Genomic DNA, 20,101 nt, shown 5'->3' on the forward strand with positions numbered 1-20,101 from the left:
CGTTTAGCCCTCCGCAGCCCGGCCCTTCTGCGGGAAGAGTCCACGCGGGCGTTTCTGAATGAATAGGATGATAAAGACCAGCACGATGATTTTGGCCAGTACCGCGCCTGCCCAGGGTTCCAGTACCTGATTGATGACCCCTAGCGATAGCCCGGCGACCAATGTGCCCCACAGGTTGCCCACGCCGCCGAACACCACCACCATGAAGGAGTCGATGATGTAGTTCTGCCCCAGGTTAGGGCCGACGTTAGTGAGCTGGGAGAGTGCAACACCGGCAAGCCCAGCCACGCCCGAACCCAGCGCAAAGGTCATAATATCCACGCGGGTGGCACGAATGCCCATGGAGCGCGCCATGGCGCGGTTCTGGGTCACGGCTCGCACTTCAAGCCCCAGCCGGGTGCGGCGCATGATCAGCATCAGGCCTGCAAACACCACCAGCGCAAAGCCGAGCACGTACATCCGGTTGAGCGTCAGCGACAGCGCATCGTTGACCACCAATGAGCCGCTCATCCAATCGGGGGTAATGACAGTACGATTGAGCGGTGAAATCACCGTGCGCACCAGCTGCTGCAGAATCAGGCTAATACCAAAGGTCGCCAGCAAGGTTTCCAGCGGGCGGCCTTTAAGAAACTGGATAACGCCGCGCTCAATCGCCACACCTGCCAGTGCGGCAACCATAAAGCCGGCGGGAATCGATAGAATCAGCGCCAAACCCGGCTGGCCGGGCAATAGTTGCTGCATCGCCCAGGTGGTGTAGGCGCCCAGCATCATCAGCTCGCCGTGGGCCATGTTGATGACGCCCATGACCCCGAAGGTGATCGCCAGGCCAATGGCGGCTAGCACCAGCACCGAACCAAGGCTCAAGCCGAAATAGAGGGTTTCCAGGCCGCGATTGAGTTTGAGCTGCTGCTCGATACCCGCCAGGGAAGCGGCAGCGGCGTTGGCGACAACGGGATCATCGCTATTGGCTGCCCGGCTTAACGCCACGCGGGAACGCGGATGCAGGCTGCCGTCCAGCGCTTCGACCCCGGCCATTTCACCCGCTTCAGCGCGATAAATCGCCACCGCCTGGGTCAGGCGATAGCGCACCTGCTCGTCCTCTTCCTGCGCAATCAAGTCGTCAAGGGTCGGCACCAGCTCAGCATCTACTTCACCTAACAGGCGCTCGGCCGAGGTGCGGCGGCGTTCCACGTTGGGCGAGTAGAGGTCAACGACCGCAATGGCACTGCGCAGTTGATTACGCAGGTTGTTGTTAATGCCGATACGCTCCAGATCCCGACGAGACATCTCGCCCAGCGCTTCGCCGGTCAATACATCGGCCACCGGCCAGTCGCGACCACGGTTCTCCAGTACCAGTACAAAGCGGCCGTCTTCGGTGCGCTGTAGGCGGCCATCCAGCAAGGCCTGCAGCCAGTCACGGGCGCGCTCGTCATCGCTTTGTAAAATAGCGGTGATGGCTTCGCCTTTGGCGGTATAGGATTCAACGTCCAGCGCTTCTAATAGTTCGAGCGCGGCCTCATCATTCGTGGAACTGCTGGCGGTGTCTGTTGATTGTGCCTGTGCGGTGAGCGTCATACCCAACAGCAGAAAGCAGAGCAGCGCCAAGGAAAGGAAACGCCTCATGGGGTTCTTCCTTTGGTTATCAGAAAGGGAAAGATAGCGTGCTCCTTCGCCACCCCTTAACTATCGACGCTATGCGCCCGGGTGGCGAAGGGTAAGGTACTTACTCAGGTTTACTCAGCGAGTGCCGCTTCGGCTTCTTCTGCTGCGGTGCTGCCACCGCACGAGCCGTTCACGACGTTGAAGTTGCCGCACTCCATCGGCTTGCGCCAATCGGCAATCAGGTCACGCGAACCAGGCAGGTAGTCAGACCAGGCGTCGCCCGCCACGGTAGACGGCGTCTGCCAAACGATATCGAACTGGCCGTTGTCCTGAATCTCACCAATCAGCACCGGCTTGGTGATGTGGTGGTTGGGCATCATGGCTGCATAGCCGCCGGAGAGGTTAGGCACGGTCACGCCGATAATAGCGTCTTTCACCGCATCGACATCTGTCGTGCCCGCTTTGCGAACGGCTTCGGCCCACATGTTGAAGCCAATGTAGTGCGCTTCCATCGGGTCATTGGTGACGGCCATATCGTCGCCGGTGTAGTCGATCCAGGCATCGATAAAGTCGTAGTTGTCGTCGTTATCGACGCTCATGAAGTAGTTCCAGGCAGCCAAGTGACCCACCAGCGGCCCGGTATCAATACCGGTCAGTTCCTGCTCACCCACAGAGAAGGCGATAACCGGAATATCGGCAGCGTCGATGCCCTGGTTAGAGAGCTCGGTATAAAACGGCACGTTGGCGTCGCCGTTAACCGTCGAGATCACCGCCGTGGGTTTACCCTCTTCGCCAAAACGGCGAATTTCCGCCACGATGTTCTGCCAATCGGAGTGACCAAACGGCGTGTAGTTGACCATGATGTCCTCTTCCGCGATGCCGTGTTCATCCTTGAGGAACGCTTCGAGGATGCGGTTGGTGGTGCGCGGATAGACATAGTCGGTACCGACCAGCGCAAAGCGCTCGATACCCACTTCGTTGATCAGGTATTCAACCGCCGGGATCGCCTGTTGGTTTGGTGCGGCGCCGGTGTAGAAGACGTTTTCAGAGGACTCTTCGCCTTCATACTGCACCGGGTAGAACAGCAGGCCGTTGAGTTCTTCGACTACCGGCAGCACCGCTTTACGTGAAACTGAGGTCCAGTTGCCGAAAATCACGTCGACTTCTTCTTGCGCCAACAGCTCGCGAGCGCGTTCGGCAAACAGCGGCCAGTTAGACGCCGGGTCAACGACGACGGCTTCCAACTGGCGACCCAACAAACCACCGGCTTCGTTCTGCTGTTCGATCAGCATCTCGACGGTGTCTTTGAGGACGGTTTCGCTGATCGCCATGGTGCCGGAAAGTGAGTGCAGGATACCGACTTTGATCGGGTCATCGTCTTGGGCGACGGCCTGGGCGCTGGCACCCATAATGGCGGCAGCAAGTAGGGCCGTCGCGAAACGGCCAGCTGAGCGGCTTGAGCGCGCTTGTTTTTGGTAAGAGAGCGTCGAGCGAGTATGAGTATTGTGTTGCAATGTGGTCACTTGAACCTCCTTGCACCCCTTATCGGTGGGGCTTGTTTATTGGCTTCGCATTTGGGAAGCGCGTGTTGACTTCCCAATACGTCCACTAGCCAATAGCTCTTGCAAGGGATGCGCCAGATTGGCACAACGTTGGTTTACAAGTAGTTAATCAATCACTTAGTAATATTTGGAAAACCCCAAACCCTGCCTCCTGCACCAAGAAGATGCGGCAAACCACCCTTTAAGCACTTCTTTAATGCACCAATTAGATTCACTGCACCAACTAGGCACTTGGTTTAGTCATATACAATTTAGAAACCCAATACTTACTGACCAGTTACACATCAGCCGTCACCACTAAGGAGCCTTGGTTTCTTCTAATCCTATAAAAACGGGGCGCTGACTTTCGTCAGCGCCCCGTTGCTTAAGATTGAGCTCTGTGAGTATCAATCACTTTCAGGTGTGCCAGACGAGGGTGACGTTCCCTTCATCCCACGACGCAGGAGGGGCCCCACGATATAAGGCAAGATCAAACCCAACCCTGCAAAGACCCAAAGGCCGATAGCCAAACCGCTATCCCAAAGAATCATCCAGTCGCCATCGGAGATATCCATGGCATGACGTAGGTTCTTCTCCATCTCAGGCCCCAGCAACAAGCCAAGAATCACCGGCACCAGTGGAATCTCCAGCTTGCGCAGCACGTAACCGCCCACCCCAAATGCCACCATGAAGTACAGGTCAAAGATGGTGTTACTGATCGAGTAGATACCTACGAAGGCAACCATTGTGACGATCGGCAGCAGGTACATCGGTGGCACGGATAGCAGTTTGACGAAAATGCCCACCAATGGAATGTTGAGGATCAGCAGCAAAAAGTTACCGATCAATAGTGCCGCGATCACACCCCAGACGATGTCGGCATTCTGGGTGAACATCAGCGGTCCTGGTGTGATATTCAACGAGATCAAGAGTGCCAGCAGCACCGCGGTGGTACCGCTACCCGGCACGCCGAGCGTCAACATGGGTACCAAAGCGCCGCTGGACGCACCATTGTTGCCAGCTTCTGGGGCCGCCACGCCGCGTGGATCACCTTGCCCAAAATAACCTTTCTTGCCCAGCACGCGCTTTTCAAGGGTATAGCTGATGAAACTACCCAACGAAGCACCGGCACCTGGTAATACCCCGGCGATAAACCCCAACACCCCACCGCGGAAACTGGTGGGTAGAATTTCGCGGATATCCTTCCAGGAGAGTGATAGCTTGTTGACCTTCATCTTCTCCTTACCACCACCGGCACGCTCTTCAATGAAGAACAGCAGCTCGGAAATGGCAAACAGGCCGACGATAGCGATGATGAAGTCAACACCTTCAAAGAGCTCAAGGACGCCGAAGGTGTAGCGCTGGACGCCGGTATTGTCGATACCCACAGTGGCAATCATGAGACCAATGCAGGCGGCAACCACCGTTTTGACAGGGTTTTTGCCGGTGATACCGCCCAAGGTAGCGAACGCCAGCAGGAAGAGCGCAAAATATTCTGCCGGGCCGAATGTCAGGGCAAAATTAGCCAACAGTGGCGCCAGCAGGATCAAACCAACAGTGGCGACTAGACTACCGATGAAAGATGCCACCGCAGAGATCGCCAACGCCTCGGAAGCCTTGCCTTTCTGGGCCATCGGATAACCGTCAAGACAGGTCATCATGGCCGGTTCATCGCCAGGAATATTCAACAGAATCGACGAAATACGACCGCCGTACATGGCCCCGGCATACACTGACGTCAGCATAATCAGAGCGGTTTCGGGCGCGAGCCCCAAACTGAACGCCAGCGGAATCAGGATGGCCACACCATTGGCAGGACCTAACCCCGGCAAGGCGCCGATTAAGGTACCGAGGAAAGCACCTAGCAGGGCAAACATCAGGTTGTGGGGCTGCAAAGCAACACCAAAACCATCCATCAGATAACCTAGAGTTTCCATCAGTTCACCTCCAGGAATGACAGCAGACCCAGCGGCAAGGCGAGATCAAGTGCAAAACTGAACAGAAAGTACACCACCACGCCCGACACTGCCCCGGTAATGTAAGCATTGAGCGGGCGAGCCCCCATGCGCCAGCAAAGCGTCCCCACCGCCAACGTGGTGCTAATGACGAAGCCCAACGGCTGAAGCAGCATGGCGTAAAAGATCAGTACCACTACGGCGATGATTAACTCGATACCGGTACGGCTCCAAGGCCAGGCGTTGTCGGGGTCAGGGCGTACGATCAGATAAATGCTGGAAATGGCCAGCACCACCGCCAGCAATTTCGGAAAAGTGTCAGGGCCGACGGCTTCGGCCCCACCAAACGGCTCCGGGAACTGAGTCGCGGCCCAGCCGTACGCGACGGCCAGGACGATCATCAAGACCCCAAAGATGCGGTCATTGAATGTCATTACTGAATCAATCCAATATCTTTAGAAAGCTGTTCAATGTCACTGATCTGGTTGAGTACAAACTCTTCAAACTCACCAGCAGTCATGTGGAAAGGCATCAAACCGTTCTGAGCCATGACATTCTGCCACTCTTCACTCTCGTAAATAGTGTCCATGGCATCGGTCCAATACGTTTTAGCTTCCTCGGAGACATCCGCAGGCATATAAAAGCCGCGCCAGTTGGGGCCAAGGGCGTCGATGCCTTGCTCACGGGCGGTGGGGATATCAGACAGGTCACCCGGTAGGCGCTCTTCGGAGAGCACCGCTAGGACGCGCAAGTCGCCAGACTCCATAAACCCTTGGGCTTCGGTGATATCACCGGTGAAGGCGTCTACGTGCCCGCCGATCACCTGGGTTAACGCTTCACCACCATTGTTGTACGAAAGGTAGGCAATGCGCGGAAGATTCTCGACATCGGCTGCCTGAGCGGCAATCAACACTTTAAGATGATCCCAACCACCCTTAGCGCTACCGCCGGCGAACTTGACGCTACGCGGGTCTTCCTTAAGTGAGTCCATCAATTCATTCAGGTCATCGATCTCGGAATCAGCGGCGACGGCGATAATCCCGTAATCCGCCCCTAGAGCACCGATCCAATTGACCTGATCGGCGGTCAGCCCCGGGAACTGTCCTTGAGCCAGGCGAGTCGTAGTCGCCGTGGACGCCGCGACCAGCAGATGGTCGTCACCGGCGCGTTTGCTTACAGTATGGGCAAACGCCACACCGCCACCAGCGCCAGCCATATTGATGGTTTGTACATTCGCCGGTACGAGATCAAGCTCCTGCATGACATTACCCACGCTGCGGCAGGTAAAGTCCCAGCCGCCGCCTGGATCGGAAGGAGCGATACATTCCACCTTGCCCTCCGGCTCGAAGGCCGCGGCAGTGCTAGAGAAGGCGGTAACAGCCGCCAGTGGAAGGGCCAGCAGGGTGATATATTTAAAGGCAGGCTTGAGGATCATGGCGTTCTCCGCGTATCAGTGTTGTTGTGTGATGTTGTTGCGTAGGCTTCTTATTGTGAGACTGCACGCCGCGAACGTTAGAAGACCACTCCCCTGATAGACAAGCTTGTGCGCATAAAAGACAAAAAGTTCTTTATGCGCATTTTGTTCATTTTGTTCACGACCGCGCTTTTTTAAGTCCGCTGTTATAGAGACTCTAGCCACGCATGCGCCGCTTCTAACAGCCGGTAACGGCGCTCGGGCCTTCCTACATCACCATAGCCCAGCTCGGCACTCACCGCCTGCTCGGCGACCAGGAACTCTAAGTAACGGCGCGCGGTTGAGCGACTAGCGCCCATCGTGCGCGCCATCTGCATGGCAGTGAGGGAATCAGAGGCGTCGGCCAGGGCATCAATCACCCGGCGCAGCGTCAGCCGATCAATGCCTTTGGGCAGGGTTTGAGACTGAGCTTGGTTTTTAGTACGCGACGGTTCACCGGGCTTTAAGCGCGCCAGCACGTGATCCAGCTCGTCCTGGTTCATCTCGGCACGATTGGCCAACGCCTCACGCTCGCGCCGAAAGCGGGTCAGCATTTGGGTCATCCGCGCGGCTTCGATAGGCTTGATAAGATAGTCAAACACCCCACCGCGTAGCGCTTCACTGATGGTTTCCACTTCCCGGGCGGCGGTGACCATGACGATATCCACATGCACATAGTCGCGGCGAATCGCCCACAGTAGCTCTAAGCCCTCGACGTCGGGAAGGTAGGCATCCAATAAAATCAATTGGATGCTGGTAGCGCGCTCCGCCATGATCGCTTTAGCTTCGCTGCCATTGCGTGCCATACCCCCAACATAAAAACCGTCGCTCTGCTCAATAAAGGCCCTGTGGATATCGGCAATGCGAAAATCGTCTTCAACGACCAAAATGCCGTACTGCCCATCAGACATTACTTTCCCCCTAGCCGTTGTGGTCACTGCTTTTTAAAATTGTTGTTGAGACGGTTGTTGATACTGCTGCGCGCATAGCGAGCGGTCGAGCACTGCAATAAAACAGGCGCCGCCCAGTTCGCTCTCTTCCAGCGTCACCGCGCCGCCGTGCTGGCGACAGAGCCTAGCCACCAGCGCCAGGCCAATGCCTTGATGCTTGCCGGTTTTGGTCGAGAAACCCTCCTGGAAAATCGACTCGGCAAATTCAGCAGGCACCCCTGGCCCATTATCTTCCACTTCGATCAGCAACTGTTCGCCCAAATCGGTAAAAAACAACCGCACTTTGGGCTCTTGACTCGGCCCATTCAGCGCCGCGTAACAGGCATTGTCCAGTAAGTTACCTACCACACTCATCATCACCTCTTGACCAGTGGGCGTTAGCGGGCAGGAGAGCGAGCTTTGTTCGTCAATTTCCAGCGCCACGCCGAGCTCTCGTGCGCGGGTGAGTTTACCCAGTAACGTACCGCTAAACACAGTGTCAGCCACGTTGCGCATTAAAAAGCTCATTTGCGCCTGGGCGCGTTCGGTTTCCTGATGGATCAGCGCCAAGGCCTCCTCGGTGCGCTGTAGCTGTAGCAATCCAGAGATAGTGTAGAGTTTGTTGGAAAACTCATGGGCCTGGGCACGCAGCATATCCACATCGCGGCTGGCCTGGGTTAGAGCCTGGGAGAGGTCGACTATCTCGCGACGGCTACGGAAAGTGGCCACCGCCCCCTCAATCTCACCCTCATGCAGAATCGGCACCCGGTTGACCACCACCGGGTGATCGCCCAGCCACATCTCCTGATCGAACTCCTGCTCGCCGCGCCGGAGCACTTCCAGTAGCCTCGAGTTGGGTACCACCTCACGGATGGGTTGCCCCAGCAGCACATGCTCGTCATCCAAGTTAAGAAAGCGCCGTGCCTGCTGATTGACCAGAGTGACATGGCCTTCGCGGTTAACCGCCAAAATACCCTCGTGAATCGACTGCAGGATGGCCTCTTTTTCCATCGCCAATCGGGCAATTTCGTAGGGTTCCAAACCTAAAATGACCTTTTTTAGATGCTGCGATAACCAATAAGCACCGGCAAAGCCCAGGCAAATCATTAGCGCCACCAGTATCCAGCCAAAGCTGTTATAGCGCGCCACGTCCATCTCGACGCGATCCATCATGAAACCGACGGATACCAGGCCAATGATATTACCCTCTTCATCCCAGATGGGTGCTTTGCCTCGCATGGCGGTGCCCAGTGAGCCGGTCGCCTCGGAGACATAGAACTGACCATGGATCAGCGCCTGATCGTTATCTCCTCCCACCATCGGTTGCCCGATTCGTTCCGGTAAGGGATGGGAGTAGCGGATGCCCTGGGTATTGCCTACCACGACATAGCGCGCCCCTGTTTCATGGCGTACCCGCTCTGCCAGCGGCTGAATAATTCGGGCGGGATCAGGTATCTCGAAAGCGTTGATGATTTGGGGCATCGACGCCACTGTTTTAGCCACTGCCAGCGCGCGTTCGCCCATTTGCTGGCTAATGATTTCCGCCTTGCGGAGATTGAGATACGTGCCCTGAGCCAGTAGCATGCCCGCCAGCAGTAGCCCGACCAGCAGCATTACCTGCAGTCTAAAGCTACGTTTGTACCAACTACGCCTTGCGCGGGTACGGCGCCAGCGCTGCAGGTCGGCCAATGTTCGGGGGCGAGAAACGCTCATAAGTAGACTCGAAATGCGTGACCGCACCATTATGGCACGCGCCAGCAAACGACGTTAATCGCCGTCACTCTATGTCATCGTTCGCTGATATACTTACCCACTGCCGAAACCAAGGAGGGATGTAGTGGCTATTGTTCGACGGATTCTATTGCTGGCCTGCTGGCCATTGTGGTTAACCTCGGCTTATGCCAACCCGTTCTATGCCCCACCGCCTCCCCTAGACGACGCGCCCGTGTTTAGCGGCGATGCTGAGCTTGGTTTTACCCACCTTTCGGGCAATACCAATAGCCAGACGCTGATCGCTAAAACACGACTGACATGGCTGACCGGTAAATTCACCTACTCGCTGCGCGGTGAAGTGCGTACGGTGAGTAAAGATGACGAAACCAGCGCCGAGCAGTACCTGATAGCAGGACGCGAACGCTATGAACTAGATGGTCCGCACTATCTATTTGGCTTTGCCCGCTGGGAGAAGGATCGCTTTGCCGGTTATGACCAGCAGCTGTCCGCGATTGGTGGCTACGGGCGACAGATTTTGGAAAACGATACCCATACGCTGTCACTGGAAGCGGGCCCTGGCTATCGCCATGATCGACTGCGCGATTACGACGATGAGCGTTTGATGGTGACCTACACCGCGCTGGATTATCGCTGGGGCTTATCTGACTACGCCGATATCGAGCAGGAGATGTCCGTTGAGTATACCGACCAAAATATAACATCACGCTCGCTAACGGCACTCACCGCCCGGCTCAACTCGAAGCTGTCGCTGCGCCTATCCCACGAAATCAAGCACAACTCTCAACCACCTGACGACACCAGCGAACGCACCGATAGCACCACCAGCGCGTCGCTGCTTTATCGCTGGTGAGCCTTAACATAACGTCTAGCGGTTCTGACCACGATGCGCCCACCCGGTCATGCGTTTTTCCAGTTGAGCAAATAGCTCATACATCACCATGGCCATGGCGCTGATCACCAGCAGCCCGGCGAAGACCAATCCCATGCGCATTTGCGAACCGGCGCTCATCATCAGATAGCCTATGCCCTGATTGGAGGCGACGGTTTCCGATACCACCGTGCCTATAAACGCCAGGGTAATAGCGACTTTTAGCGAAGCAAAGAAATACGGCAACGAGCGTGGCAAACCTACTTTGAGCAGTACGTCCATGCGGCGCGCGCCCAGCACTCGCAGAACGTCTTCCATCTCAGGCTCCAGCGTCGCTAAACCGGTCGCCACATTGACCACGATAGGAAAGAAGCAGATCAAAAACGCGGTGAGAATGGCAGGCACTGAACCAATCCTAAACCAGACGACTAAAATCGGCACGAAAGCCACTTTTGGAATAGCGTTAAAGCCCACTAATAGCGGGTAGCAGGCGTTATACAGAAAGCGCGACGAGCCGATGATAAAGCCCAACACCAACCCCACGGCGACACCCAATCCAAAGCCAATCAGCGTGGTCCAGAAGGTTTGCCAGGAGTGCATGGCGATGGGTCCGGAATAGGTCACCAGCGCTTGGGCTGTTTCCAAGGCACTGGGGAAGATAAAGCTTGGCACGTCAAATACCCGCACCGTTACTTCCCAGATAATGACCAGCGCCACCACTGCTATCCATGGCGCTAATCGTTCGATTAACTGATTTTTTTTCGTCATGAAAGCGCCTTTCATCAAGTACTGCGTGCGTTTATCAAGTGCTACGGACTTCGCCAATCTGAGCACGCAATTCCTGAACCAGATCGATAAAGGGTTTTTGGTAGGTGGTTTCCAGTGCACGGGGTCGCGGCAGCTCTATTTCACGGCGCTCGATTACCCGGCCGGGGCGGCGGCTCATGATATAGACAGTATCGGCTAGAAACGCCGCCTCGCGCAGGTCGTGGGTCACAAGTACCACCGTAAAGCGCTGCGCTTCCCACAGGTCGCGTAGCACGCACCACAGCTCTTCGCGGGTAAACGCATCCAGCGCTCCAAAGGGTTCATCCAGCATTAGCAGCCGTGGCTGATGAATCAGCGCCCGGCAGATCGATGCCCGCTGCTGCATACCACCGGAAAGCTGCCAGGGGTACTGATCTTCATAGCCTTCAAGCCCCACGGTTTTGAGCAGTGCGCGCGCCCAGCCGACAAACTCTTCACGCCGCTTCCGAAACTGATGGCGGTAAGGTTTGACGATTTCCAGCGGTAACAAAACGTTATCCAGCGTGGTACGCCATGGCAGTAGGTTGGCGTTCTGAAATGCCATGCCGGAGATCTTCAACGGCCCGGTGATCGGTTCTCCATCTACTCGCACGGTACCGGCAGTCGGCGCATGCAGACCGGTGCAGAGTTTCATGAAGGTCGACTTGCCACAGCCAGAGGGGCCCACGAAAGCGACAAACTCGCCTTCATGGATGCTCAGGTTGATATCTTCAATGGCGTTACCCGACTCATCGTAGGCTAGGCTAACGTCATCAAAGGTGACGAATGCTGCCGACATGCCTATTCGCCCTCGGCCGGAAACAGCATGCGTTCTTCCTGGGTAGGTAAGTAGCTTGAACTAAACACCTGATCGGGCGAAGGAATTGAGGTGAGGTCGTAAGCATCGGCAACCAATTGAATCGCCTGAGCCAAGCGCTCGTCATCCACTCCCCCCACACCATTTTCGCGCACTTCGGGAGTGTTGACGACGCCATCCAGAGCGAGTTTTAAGCGCCGGGTTTCCATTTCCACATTGATCAAGCCATCGCGATTTTTAACATACTCAATGGCAGCCTCGGGGTCGGCAATAGTGTCACCCAGGGCGCGGTTGAAGGCGCGCAGGAAGCCCTGCACGGCTTCCGGATTCGCTTCGGCGAAGGATTCGCTGGCAATAATCGCATTGCCGTATAGCGGCACGCCGTAGTCTGGGAAAGGCATGATAGTCAGTTCGTCTTCACTCATTCCCCGCTCTTCAAGATTGAGCAGGCTGGTGAAGTAGAAGCCGGAGATTGCATCCACATCGCCGCAGGTTAGCAGCGTTTCGCGCAGCGTAGGATCAACGTTTTGCCACTCCACCGCATCGGCTTCGAGATCATTGGCAGCGGCAAACACGCCCCAGGCACGGTAGCCAGTATCAAAGGTGGGGGCAGCGATGGTTTTACCAGCTAAATCAGCCGGGCTCTCGATGCCGCGGTCTTTGCGGGCAAACACCGCGGCGGGGGTGCCGTCGTAGACGATATAAACGCCGTGGATACCGGGACCATCGGGGTTTTCAGCGAGGAACTCGACCAGCGCATTAAGATCGCCAAAGCCCATTTCGTAGGCTCCGGACGCCACGCGGTTAATCGCCCCCGCCGAGCCGCTGCCGGAGTCGATTTGAACGTCCAGGCCTTCTTCGGCGAAGTAGCCCTTCTCGGCAGCCATCAAAAAGGGAGCGGAGGGTCCTTCAAAACGCCAATCCAACTGAAAGCGTATCTGGGTGTCGTCGGCATGGCTGAGGGATGGCATTAACACCAGCGCAGCGGCACCGCCCACCCACAAAGGTGTTGGCGAACAGCGTAGGGCAGCAGTGTTGAGGGCAGAACGGAGAAGAGTCAAAACGGGCGACATAGCAACATACCTTGTATACAAAATATGCTTAAGCATTAGCAGCAATATTGCCAAATATAGTATTTCTTATAATTATCAGTTAATTACACCCCTATCATTGATGGGGAATGCTTTGTCGACGCGCCAATAGCGTGCATTTTTGTTCCTAAAACGCACCAAAATAAAACACATTAGACGTTGGTCTATATCGGCGGTATACTATGCGCAGTTTCCTGTCCTTGCGCCATTCATTGAATGGCGCTTTTTTTTACCTAAAACTTCACCTGTTTTATCACCACTTCCATTAATGCCTACTGTTTTTAATGACTGTTTTCATTAATAAATGACGCGTCGATAAACCATCTAACGACATGCTTTGATAGGCTCTTTTTCCACCTCCCCCTACTTCCCATAAGGTATTTAACATGAACCAACCCAGCCCTAACGCTGAGGGTTCCCAGCGTTTTTCACTTGGCGATCCCATTGTGCTGATCTTGAGTATCGGCTTTATTGTCGCTTTTCTGGCGCTGTCGTTTTACGACGTAGCCCTGGTGGCAGATAGCATCAGCGCAGGCTTCGCGTGGACGGCGTTAGTGTTAGGGAGTTATTTCCAGTTACTCCTTCTGATGACATTCTTTATTGCCATTGGTTTAGCGATGACGCCAGCTGCAAAAGCAAAAATCGGCAATTTAGATGCACCAGAAATGAGCACGTTTAAATGGCTATCGATCATTTTGTGCACCCTGTTGGCGGGTGGTGGCGTATTTTTTGCCGCCGGTGAGCCAATTTATCACTTTGTCGTGACGCCACCCGCCTTTGATAGCGAAGCGGGAACCGCTGAAGCCGTTTCTGGCGCTTTAGGTCAGTCCTTTATGCACTGGGGTTTTATGGCCTGGGCGGTACTGGGGTCATTAACAGCGGTGGTTCTCGCGCATGCGCACTACGTAAAAGGCCAACCGTTACAACCACGTACGCTACTCTATCCAATACTTGGTGAACGCTTAATGCGTGGCCCACTGGGCGGTTTAGTCGACGCCTGCTGTGTGATTGCGCTGGTGGCGGGCACGGTTGGACCCATTGGCTTTCTGGCCACTCAAGTCAGCTTTGGTCTGCACGAGCTGTTTGGTCTGCCGGAAGGCTATACCGGTCAACTGATTATTCTAGGCGTACTTGCCAGTATTTACGTGCTCTCTTCAATGAGCGGTGTACACAAAGGTATTCAGCTGCTTAGCCGGTTTAACGTGCTTCTGGCGCTGGCCATTGGGGCGGTGATTATTGTCTTTGGCCCGACGCTGTTTTTGGTCAATAGCTATGTTTCCGGTATGGGCGCTTATGTCAGCGAATTCTTTACCATGGCGACCATGACCGCAGAAACTGCACCGGCGTGGTGGATGCAGTGGTGGACGGTGTTCTTCTTTGCCTGGTTTATCGGCTATGCCCCAGTGATGGCGATTTTCGTGGCGCGTATTTCCCGCGGTCGCAGCATTCGTGAAATGATTGTTGCGGTGGCGATTCTCGCGCCTATCGCCACTACCGTCTGGTTTACCCTGCTCGGCGGCTCGGGTATCTATTATCAGCTCACTGGCGTGATTGATTTAACCGAAGCACTTAATAACTTCCAGTTTGATGTCGCGACGCTGACCGTCGCCCAGGCGCTTCCGGGTGGCACCTGGATGGCGCTGGCCATTTTAGTGCTGACGACGATTTTCGTAGCGACCACGGGCGACTCCATGAGCTATGCCATTGCCGTGGTCGGTGCGGGTCATGACAACCCCAGCCCTGTCATGCGGGCCTTCTGGGGTATCGCCATGGCACTAATGGCGGCAGTCCTACTGTATATGGGCGCTGGCCAGATTGGCGCGTTGCAGCAGTTTATTGTTATCACCGCGATCCCGGTGTCGTTAATACTGCTGCCATCGCTCTGGAACGGACCGCAGGCGGCTTACGCCATGGCCCGCGAACAGGGCATTATTGACTAAGGTGTTGCGCTATCACCACCCTGGCTAACTTATAGACCTTCCAGCAGACGCAAAATCATCTGCGGCTGCTGGTTGGCCTGGGCCAACATAGCGATACCGGCTTGCTGAAGGATCTGTGCGCGAATAAGGTTGGAGACTTCCTGAGCGTAGTCGGCATCCTGAATGCGCGACCGGGCAGCGGAAGTATTAACGATGCTGTTATTGAGGCCATCAATGACACTCTCAAAGCGATTCTGCACGGCGCCCATATAGCTGCGTTGGCGATCCAACCGCTTGATCGCTTCATCCATCATATCAATGGGTTTTTCCGAACCAGTACCATCATCCAATACGCTCAAGCCCTCCAGCCCCAACGCCTGTAAGTTCATGGCTTCAAAACGAATCGCGATGCTATCGCCAGCGTTAGCGCCCACCTGAATGTTCAGCGACTTGGTGTCGTTAAGCAGCCCAATACCATTGAAGTTACTTTGCACTGCAACACGGTCAATTTCATCCAAGCGTTGATCGATCTCTGCTTGGATAGAGACAAGGTCATCGGAAGAGTTGGTGCCGTTAGCCGCTTGTACGCTGAGCTCACGAATGCGCTGCAGGTTATCGTTAATCTGATTGAGAGAGCCTTCCGCCGTCTGCACCATGGAAATGCCGTCATTGGTGTTGCGGATTGCCTGGGTCATGCCTTTGATTTGTGCTGTCATGCGGTTGGCAATCGCCTGCCCCGCTGGGTCATCCTTGGCACTATTGATACGTAGCCCAGATGAGAGGCGCTGCATTGCGGTCTGCATGGATTGCTGACTGCCGCGCAGATTATTCTGCACGATAAGCGACATCAAATTGGTATTCAGGCTGAGCAATGCGCTCCTCCAGGGAGTTAAGCCTTCCTGGTTTCTGAGGCTATAGCGTTACTATCGGCCAAGAGAAGAACATCATGAGCGTTTTCTAGTCTCAATGGCGCGCCCACTGCTGACCAACACTTCATCAACGGGCGTTCTTACATAGTCGTGTTGGTAATACCCTTCATCGATGATTTCACCATCCCACGCCACAATATCCAGATCCATGGTACGTGGTCCGGATTTAATCGCTCCCCTAACCCGGCCCAGGCGGTCTTCCACTTGCTTGAGATAAGCACGGAAAGCATCGTATTCAAGAGAAGTACTGACCAATAACGCGGCATTCAGAAAATCGGGCTGTTGCTGGTAGCCTACCGGCGTAGTGCGGATCGCTTTTGAACGGGCCAACAAATCGCATTCGCGACTAATGATGTCGAGTGCTTGGGCGTAATAGTGGTCAGGGTCGATATTGGACCCAAGCGAGATTAAACACTCATGGAGCACGTCAACTTGCTCGTTAAGCGATGTAGTGGACGGCATGGCGATATCCTATGGTCAGTGGCGCATTCTAGAATGACTCTAGTGTGGAGCAGAGGTATAAATACCTCCAGGCCAGCACCACGTGCAAGTCCTGTATAACTTATTGACAAACGCTGCGCTCACGCAGAAAGTCTCTCAATACTAATAAATTCAAAGCGGAGCACGGTATGTATCAAAAAGCTGCACTGGTAACCGGCGGCGCCACCCGTTTGGGACGCTACTTTGCGGAAGCCTTGGCCGAGTCGGGTTACGATATTGCACTGCACGTTAATCGCTCCCTGACTGAGGCCGAAGATGTGGCCAACAGCATCCGTGCCAAAGGCCGCGAGTGCGAGATATTCCCCTGCGATTTTTTAAGCGACACGTTGAGCGAAGAGCTAAGTGATTTGCTTCAGACGGCGAAGCGTCGCTTCCCTGGCCTTAACCTACTGCTCAACAGCGCCTCCGCCTATGAGCCAGCCCCGATTGCCAAAACGGAACTGGCAATGCTGGAAACGCAGTTCAGGGTTAATATGTTCACGCCGTTACTGCTCACGCGCCACTTTGCCGAAGCGGTTCAAGAGGGCCAAGTGATCAATATCATTGATAACAAAGTGGCCTATCACCAGTACCCGTACGCGGCGTATTTGTTATCGAAAAATAGTCTGGCGGAGATGACACGTATGGCGGCGCTGGAATTCGCCCCGCGCCTGCGCATTAACGGCATTGCCCCAGGGGTGGTGCTGCCTGCCTCTCAACGCAGCAGCGACTATCTTGAGTGGCGCACTGAAGGTATCCCCCTCAAACACCGTGGTGAACCCGCCCATCTCGTACAAGCTTTGCACTACCTACTGGATAACGCCTTTGTGGCTGGGCAAATCCTGTTTGTTGATGGAGGTGAGTCGATCAATATTGAGGGGCGTCACTCGGAAAACTATGGCGCTTGAAGCTCGTCAGTAAAATCCACTCCTTGAAAATCGGTCTCTCTTAAACGCAGCGGGGCCGCCCGAAGGCGGCCCCGCTGAAGGCTACGTTAATACCCCATCACGTTTCATCGACGTCATCATGGTCGGGCTTAAGATGACTATTGTCCGCTGTTTGTTGCCCCTCGTGCGGAGCATCGTGCTTAACAGCAGGAGCTTCTTCCACCTTCTTCTCTTTGGCGGTGGACTCCAATATCCGCACATTGGCAGGCGGCGGATTGCCGTTTTTGCTATCGCCAAAATAGAGCGTGGTGTGAGGGAAGGGAATTTCAATACCCGCTTCATCAAAGCGCAGCTTCACTAGACGATTGTAGGCGCGACCAACGGCCCACTGATCACCCGGCGTGGTTTTAATCACTACACGGATGTTCACAGAGCTATCTGCCAGGGCAGTAACCCCTGCTACTGTCAGATCAGCCAGCAGCTTGGTGCCGTGCTCTTCGCTGGCTTTGAGATCCTCAAAGGCCAACTTGAGCTGCTCAATGGCTTCATCAATGCTGTCGCTGTAGCCAATGCCGTACTCACCCACATGGTTACCGTACTCGCGCATGTAGTTAGACACGGTGTCTACGCTTGAGAACGGCACGATGTGGTAAGTACCGGACAGATCGCGAATCCCCACAGAGCGGATACTGAGCCGCTCAGCGGTGCCCGTCACGCCGCCTACCGTCACCACATCACCGGTGTTCATGGCATTTTCTACCTGGATAAACACCCCGGTGATCACGTCCTGCACCAGCTTCTGGGCGCCAAAACCAATTGCCAGCCCCAGCACACCGGCACCTGCAATCAATGGGCCGATATTGATACCAATTTCCGACAGCACAATCATGCCAGTAATGGTCACCATGGCGATCGCCAGGGCATTACGGAACAGGCTGAGCAGCGTTTTCGCCCGCGCCGAAGGTTCGCCATAGCCGGTTTCCGGATTGAGCTTATGCTCAATCAGGCTCGCCAGGCCCAACCAAACGGCGAGGGCCACGATCAAAATCACCGCAACGCTGGTCAGTTTGCCGACCAACACGGCGCCACCTTCAGAGGCATACCAGGCGGCAAGATCAAAGGCGCCCCAAGCGTTCAGAACGACCATAACAACCACGATCAGAATGATGGTACGCAGCACACGTAACGCATTGGGCACGTAACTATTCAAGCGTTTTTCAAGCAACGGCAGTTTGCGCCGCAGGTCGTCTGACAGCTTGATACGGCGACCAATGGTCTGGGTAAGGAAGGACGACACAAGCAGCCCTACCACGATGGCGGCCAGGGATTTCAAGGTAGCAAACATTACAAACGGCAGTGCATCGCCGGGGCGCGTCAACGTCAGTACAAATACAATCAAGAAGTACAGCAGCGCGAACAGATGCCAGGTGCGGGCAAATAGCTGCAGTGAAACGCGGCTGGCAGTGAGCGTTGATTTTGCCGCCATCTCATTCAGGTTATCGCGTAGGCGGGTGCGGTTCTTCAGCACGACTACCACAGCGTAGATAAATGCCAACACCATGATCAGCGTACCGACAGCTTCACCCAGCGACGCCGCCACGTAGAAATTGACCAGCGGTACTACCACCATCAGGCCGTAACCCACCATGCCAATCAAACGCGCTAACCAGCGATTCCAATAAGACGCTTCTTGGGTCGAAATAGGCAACAGGCGCAGCCCTTCGTAGCGCGAAGAGAACAGCATCCGCACACCGGCTTTGAGCAGCTCGATAATCAAGAATGCATTTAAGAACAGTGAAGCGCGAGTCGAAAGCTCGCCGGCTTCACCAATGGCAAAGGTGGCTAATAGGTTGCCGCCAACGTAAGCAACGGCGACCAACAGCACATCAATGACCGCCGCAATCGCCACACATGCAATCAATCGCAACACCGGCGTTAAATTACTACCGTTCAGCGACCAGCCACTTATTTTAGTAAACAGTGGTTTCGCTAAACGGCGAAAAATCATAAACATCGCAAACGTAGCGACAATGACAATGCCTAGATTGATCGCCGCACTGATGAACGCAGCCATGTCAAAGACACTGTCTGCTTCTTCACCCGCGAACAGTCCACCTACGATGCTAACCACTTGTTCAAATTGCCCTCCCACATCGCTTACTACACGACTGGTGAGTTCAGCTAACTGGCGCGGCAGTGAGACATCTTCTGGCGCTATTTCACTGCCTTGCGCGGCAGCTTCTGGCGAAAGCTCATTGGCGATGCCTTCGGGCAGTGCAGAGGCTTGACTGCGCAACATCTCAATCAACTCTTGCCGCGACTGCTCATCTTCTAAAAGATTGGCCAATGCCTCGTAAGACGTAGGCGACGCTTCCTCGGATGATGCGGCGCCGTCGGCGCTGGCCGACTCACTCGGCGTGCCCTGCGCCATTGCTGGCGTGGCCACAATGGCAATCATTGCCAAAAGCCAGACACCTAGCCAGGGTAATAAACGAAGTGGCTTCACACCTAAACCTCCTTTTGGGTGAGTGTTGTTTCAATCTAACGGCTGGCTGCTTATAAGCTAGCAGGCGTTTTACACTTGGGCACATTGCGTACAACAAACCCTGCTCATATTGACAGTACCGCTTGTTAAAAAGTTGTACAGGGTAACATGACTTGATTAATAAGGCGTTTCACTGGCACAGGGGCGCTAGCCAATAGTGCGCCAGCAGCAATACCACGGCATAACGGCTGCCCTTGGCGACTAAGATCCATGCCAGTGCCCGCCACCAGGGCAGTCGAAGCACGCCAGCCAGCACAGTGAGCGGGTCACCAATGATCGGTACCCATGAAATCAGCAGGCTCAGCTCACCAAAACGATAATACCAGCCTTCTGCACGGGCCAGGCTACGCGGCGAAGCGGGAAACCAGCGACGGTCTTGAAACTGGCGGGCATAGCGGCCTAATGCAACGTTGATCATGCTACCGAGGGTATTGCCCGAGGTCGCCACTATCCATAACACCAGGGGTGGCTCCCCCGTGCACCACAGCCGCGCGAGCCACACTTCGGACCCGCCCGGTAGCAGGGTGGCGCTGACCAAAGCGACAAAAAACAGGCTTAACATAAC

Annotated in this window: 17 protein-coding genes; 3 read left to right on the forward strand and 14 right to left on the reverse strand. The window is 55.1% G+C overall.

Annotated elements, in window-relative coordinates; all coding sequences use genetic code 11:
• Positions 1 to 3: 3 nt before the first annotated feature.
• From urtB to AC5TBW_RS18255, 7 genes are all read right to left on the reverse strand, one after another.
• Complete coding sequence (gene urtB / locus AC5TBW_RS18225; RefSeq protein WP_495509912.1) at positions 4 to 1,623, reverse strand: urea ABC transporter permease subunit UrtB; 1,620 nt, start codon at positions 1,621 to 1,623, stop codon at positions 4 to 6.
• Positions 1,624 to 1,733: 110 nt separating this feature from the next.
• The gene (gene urtA / locus AC5TBW_RS18230) at positions 1,734 to 3,125 is read right to left on the reverse strand and encodes an urea ABC transporter substrate-binding protein (RefSeq protein ID WP_495509913.1); all 1,392 of its coding nucleotides are present in this window, start codon (positions 3,123 to 3,125) and stop codon (positions 1,734 to 1,736) included.
• A 425-nt stretch (positions 3,126 to 3,550) separates the two neighbouring features.
• A complete protein-coding gene (locus AC5TBW_RS18235; protein WP_495509914.1) occupies positions 3,551 to 5,080 on the reverse strand; it encodes a tripartite tricarboxylate transporter permease in 1,530 nt (509 codons plus the stop codon).
• Complete coding sequence (locus tag AC5TBW_RS18240; protein WP_495509915.1) at positions 5,080 to 5,532, reverse strand: tripartite tricarboxylate transporter TctB family protein; 453 nt, start codon at positions 5,530 to 5,532, stop codon at positions 5,080 to 5,082. The genes AC5TBW_RS18235 and AC5TBW_RS18240 overlap by 1 nt, the downstream gene beginning before the upstream one ends.
• Positions 5,532 to 6,533 (reverse strand): Bug family tripartite tricarboxylate transporter substrate binding protein, encoded by a 1,002-nt coding sequence (locus tag AC5TBW_RS18245; protein WP_495509916.1) that lies wholly within the window; start codon positions 6,531 to 6,533, stop codon positions 5,532 to 5,534. Before AC5TBW_RS18245 ends, AC5TBW_RS18240 begins: the two co-directional genes overlap by 1 nt.
• Before the next feature lie 185 nt (positions 6,534 to 6,718).
• The gene (locus AC5TBW_RS18250) at positions 6,719 to 7,462 is read right to left on the reverse strand and encodes a response regulator (protein ID WP_495509917.1); all 744 of its coding nucleotides are present in this window, start codon (positions 7,460 to 7,462) and stop codon (positions 6,719 to 6,721) included.
• A gap of 33 nt (positions 7,463 to 7,495) precedes the next feature.
• Entirely contained in the window at positions 7,496 to 9,193 is a 1,698-nt protein-coding gene (locus AC5TBW_RS18255) for an ATP-binding protein (RefSeq protein WP_495509918.1), read from the reverse strand.
• A gap of 124 nt (positions 9,194 to 9,317) precedes the next feature.
• On the opposite strand from AC5TBW_RS18255, the gene AC5TBW_RS18260 reads away from it, so the two are divergent.
• Complete coding sequence (locus AC5TBW_RS18260; RefSeq protein ID WP_495509919.1) at positions 9,318 to 10,064, forward strand: DUF481 domain-containing protein; 747 nt, start codon at positions 9,318 to 9,320, stop codon at positions 10,062 to 10,064.
• A 15-nt stretch (positions 10,065 to 10,079) separates the two neighbouring features.
• Here the strand turns inward: AC5TBW_RS18260 and AC5TBW_RS18265 are convergent, their stop codons facing one another.
• From AC5TBW_RS18265 to AC5TBW_RS18275, 3 genes are read right to left on the reverse strand one after another with little or no spacing between them, the layout of a single operon-like run.
• Complete coding sequence (locus AC5TBW_RS18265) at positions 10,080 to 10,850, reverse strand: ABC transporter permease (protein ID WP_495509920.1); 771 nt, start codon at positions 10,848 to 10,850, stop codon at positions 10,080 to 10,082.
• A 34-nt stretch (positions 10,851 to 10,884) separates the two neighbouring features.
• A complete protein-coding gene (locus tag AC5TBW_RS18270; RefSeq protein ID WP_495509921.1) occupies positions 10,885 to 11,667 on the reverse strand; it encodes an ABC transporter ATP-binding protein in 783 nt (260 codons plus the stop codon).
• A 2-nt stretch (positions 11,668 to 11,669) separates the two neighbouring features.
• Entirely contained in the window at positions 11,670 to 12,758 is a 1,089-nt protein-coding gene (locus AC5TBW_RS18275; protein ID WP_495509922.1) for an ABC transporter substrate-binding protein, read from the reverse strand.
• Positions 12,759 to 13,162: 404 nt separating this feature from the next.
• Here AC5TBW_RS18275 and AC5TBW_RS18280 point away from each other — a divergent pair, with 404 nt between their 5' ends.
• A complete protein-coding gene (locus AC5TBW_RS18280) occupies positions 13,163 to 14,716 on the forward strand; it encodes a BCCT family transporter (RefSeq protein WP_495509923.1) in 1,554 nt (517 codons plus the stop codon).
• Positions 14,717 to 14,745: 29 nt separating this feature from the next.
• Here the strand turns inward: AC5TBW_RS18280 and AC5TBW_RS18285 are convergent, their stop codons facing one another.
• Positions 14,746 to 15,567 (reverse strand): flagellin N-terminal helical domain-containing protein, encoded by an 822-nt coding sequence (locus tag AC5TBW_RS18285; RefSeq protein WP_495509924.1) that lies wholly within the window; start codon positions 15,565 to 15,567, stop codon positions 14,746 to 14,748.
• 72 nt (positions 15,568 to 15,639) lie between these two features.
• Positions 15,640 to 16,086, reverse strand: a complete 447-nt coding sequence (gene folK, locus AC5TBW_RS18290) for a 2-amino-4-hydroxy-6-hydroxymethyldihydropteridine diphosphokinase (RefSeq protein WP_495509925.1) — start codon at positions 16,084 to 16,086, stop codon at positions 15,640 to 15,642.
• Positions 16,087 to 16,253: 167 nt separating this feature from the next.
• Between folK and AC5TBW_RS18295 the strand changes: the two genes are divergently transcribed.
• Positions 16,254 to 17,012, forward strand: coding sequence for an SDR family NAD(P)-dependent oxidoreductase (locus AC5TBW_RS18295; RefSeq protein ID WP_495509926.1), 759 nt, complete (start codon positions 16,254 to 16,256; stop codon positions 17,010 to 17,012).
• Positions 17,013 to 17,109: 97 nt separating this feature from the next.
• On the opposite strand, the gene ybiO is transcribed toward AC5TBW_RS18295, so the two are convergent.
• Positions 17,110 to 19,497, reverse strand: coding sequence for a mechanosensitive channel protein (gene ybiO / locus AC5TBW_RS18300; protein WP_495509927.1), 2,388 nt, complete (start codon positions 19,495 to 19,497; stop codon positions 17,110 to 17,112).
• 169 nt (positions 19,498 to 19,666) lie between these two features.
• Positions 19,667 to 20,098: a YqaA family protein gene (locus AC5TBW_RS18305; RefSeq protein WP_495509928.1), complete on the reverse strand. Its 432-nt coding sequence runs from the start codon at positions 20,096 to 20,098 to the stop codon at positions 19,667 to 19,669.
• Positions 20,099 to 20,101 lie beyond the last annotated feature (3 nt).

The sequence above is a fragment of the Vreelandella sp. ssv genome, from assembly GCF_059448525.1.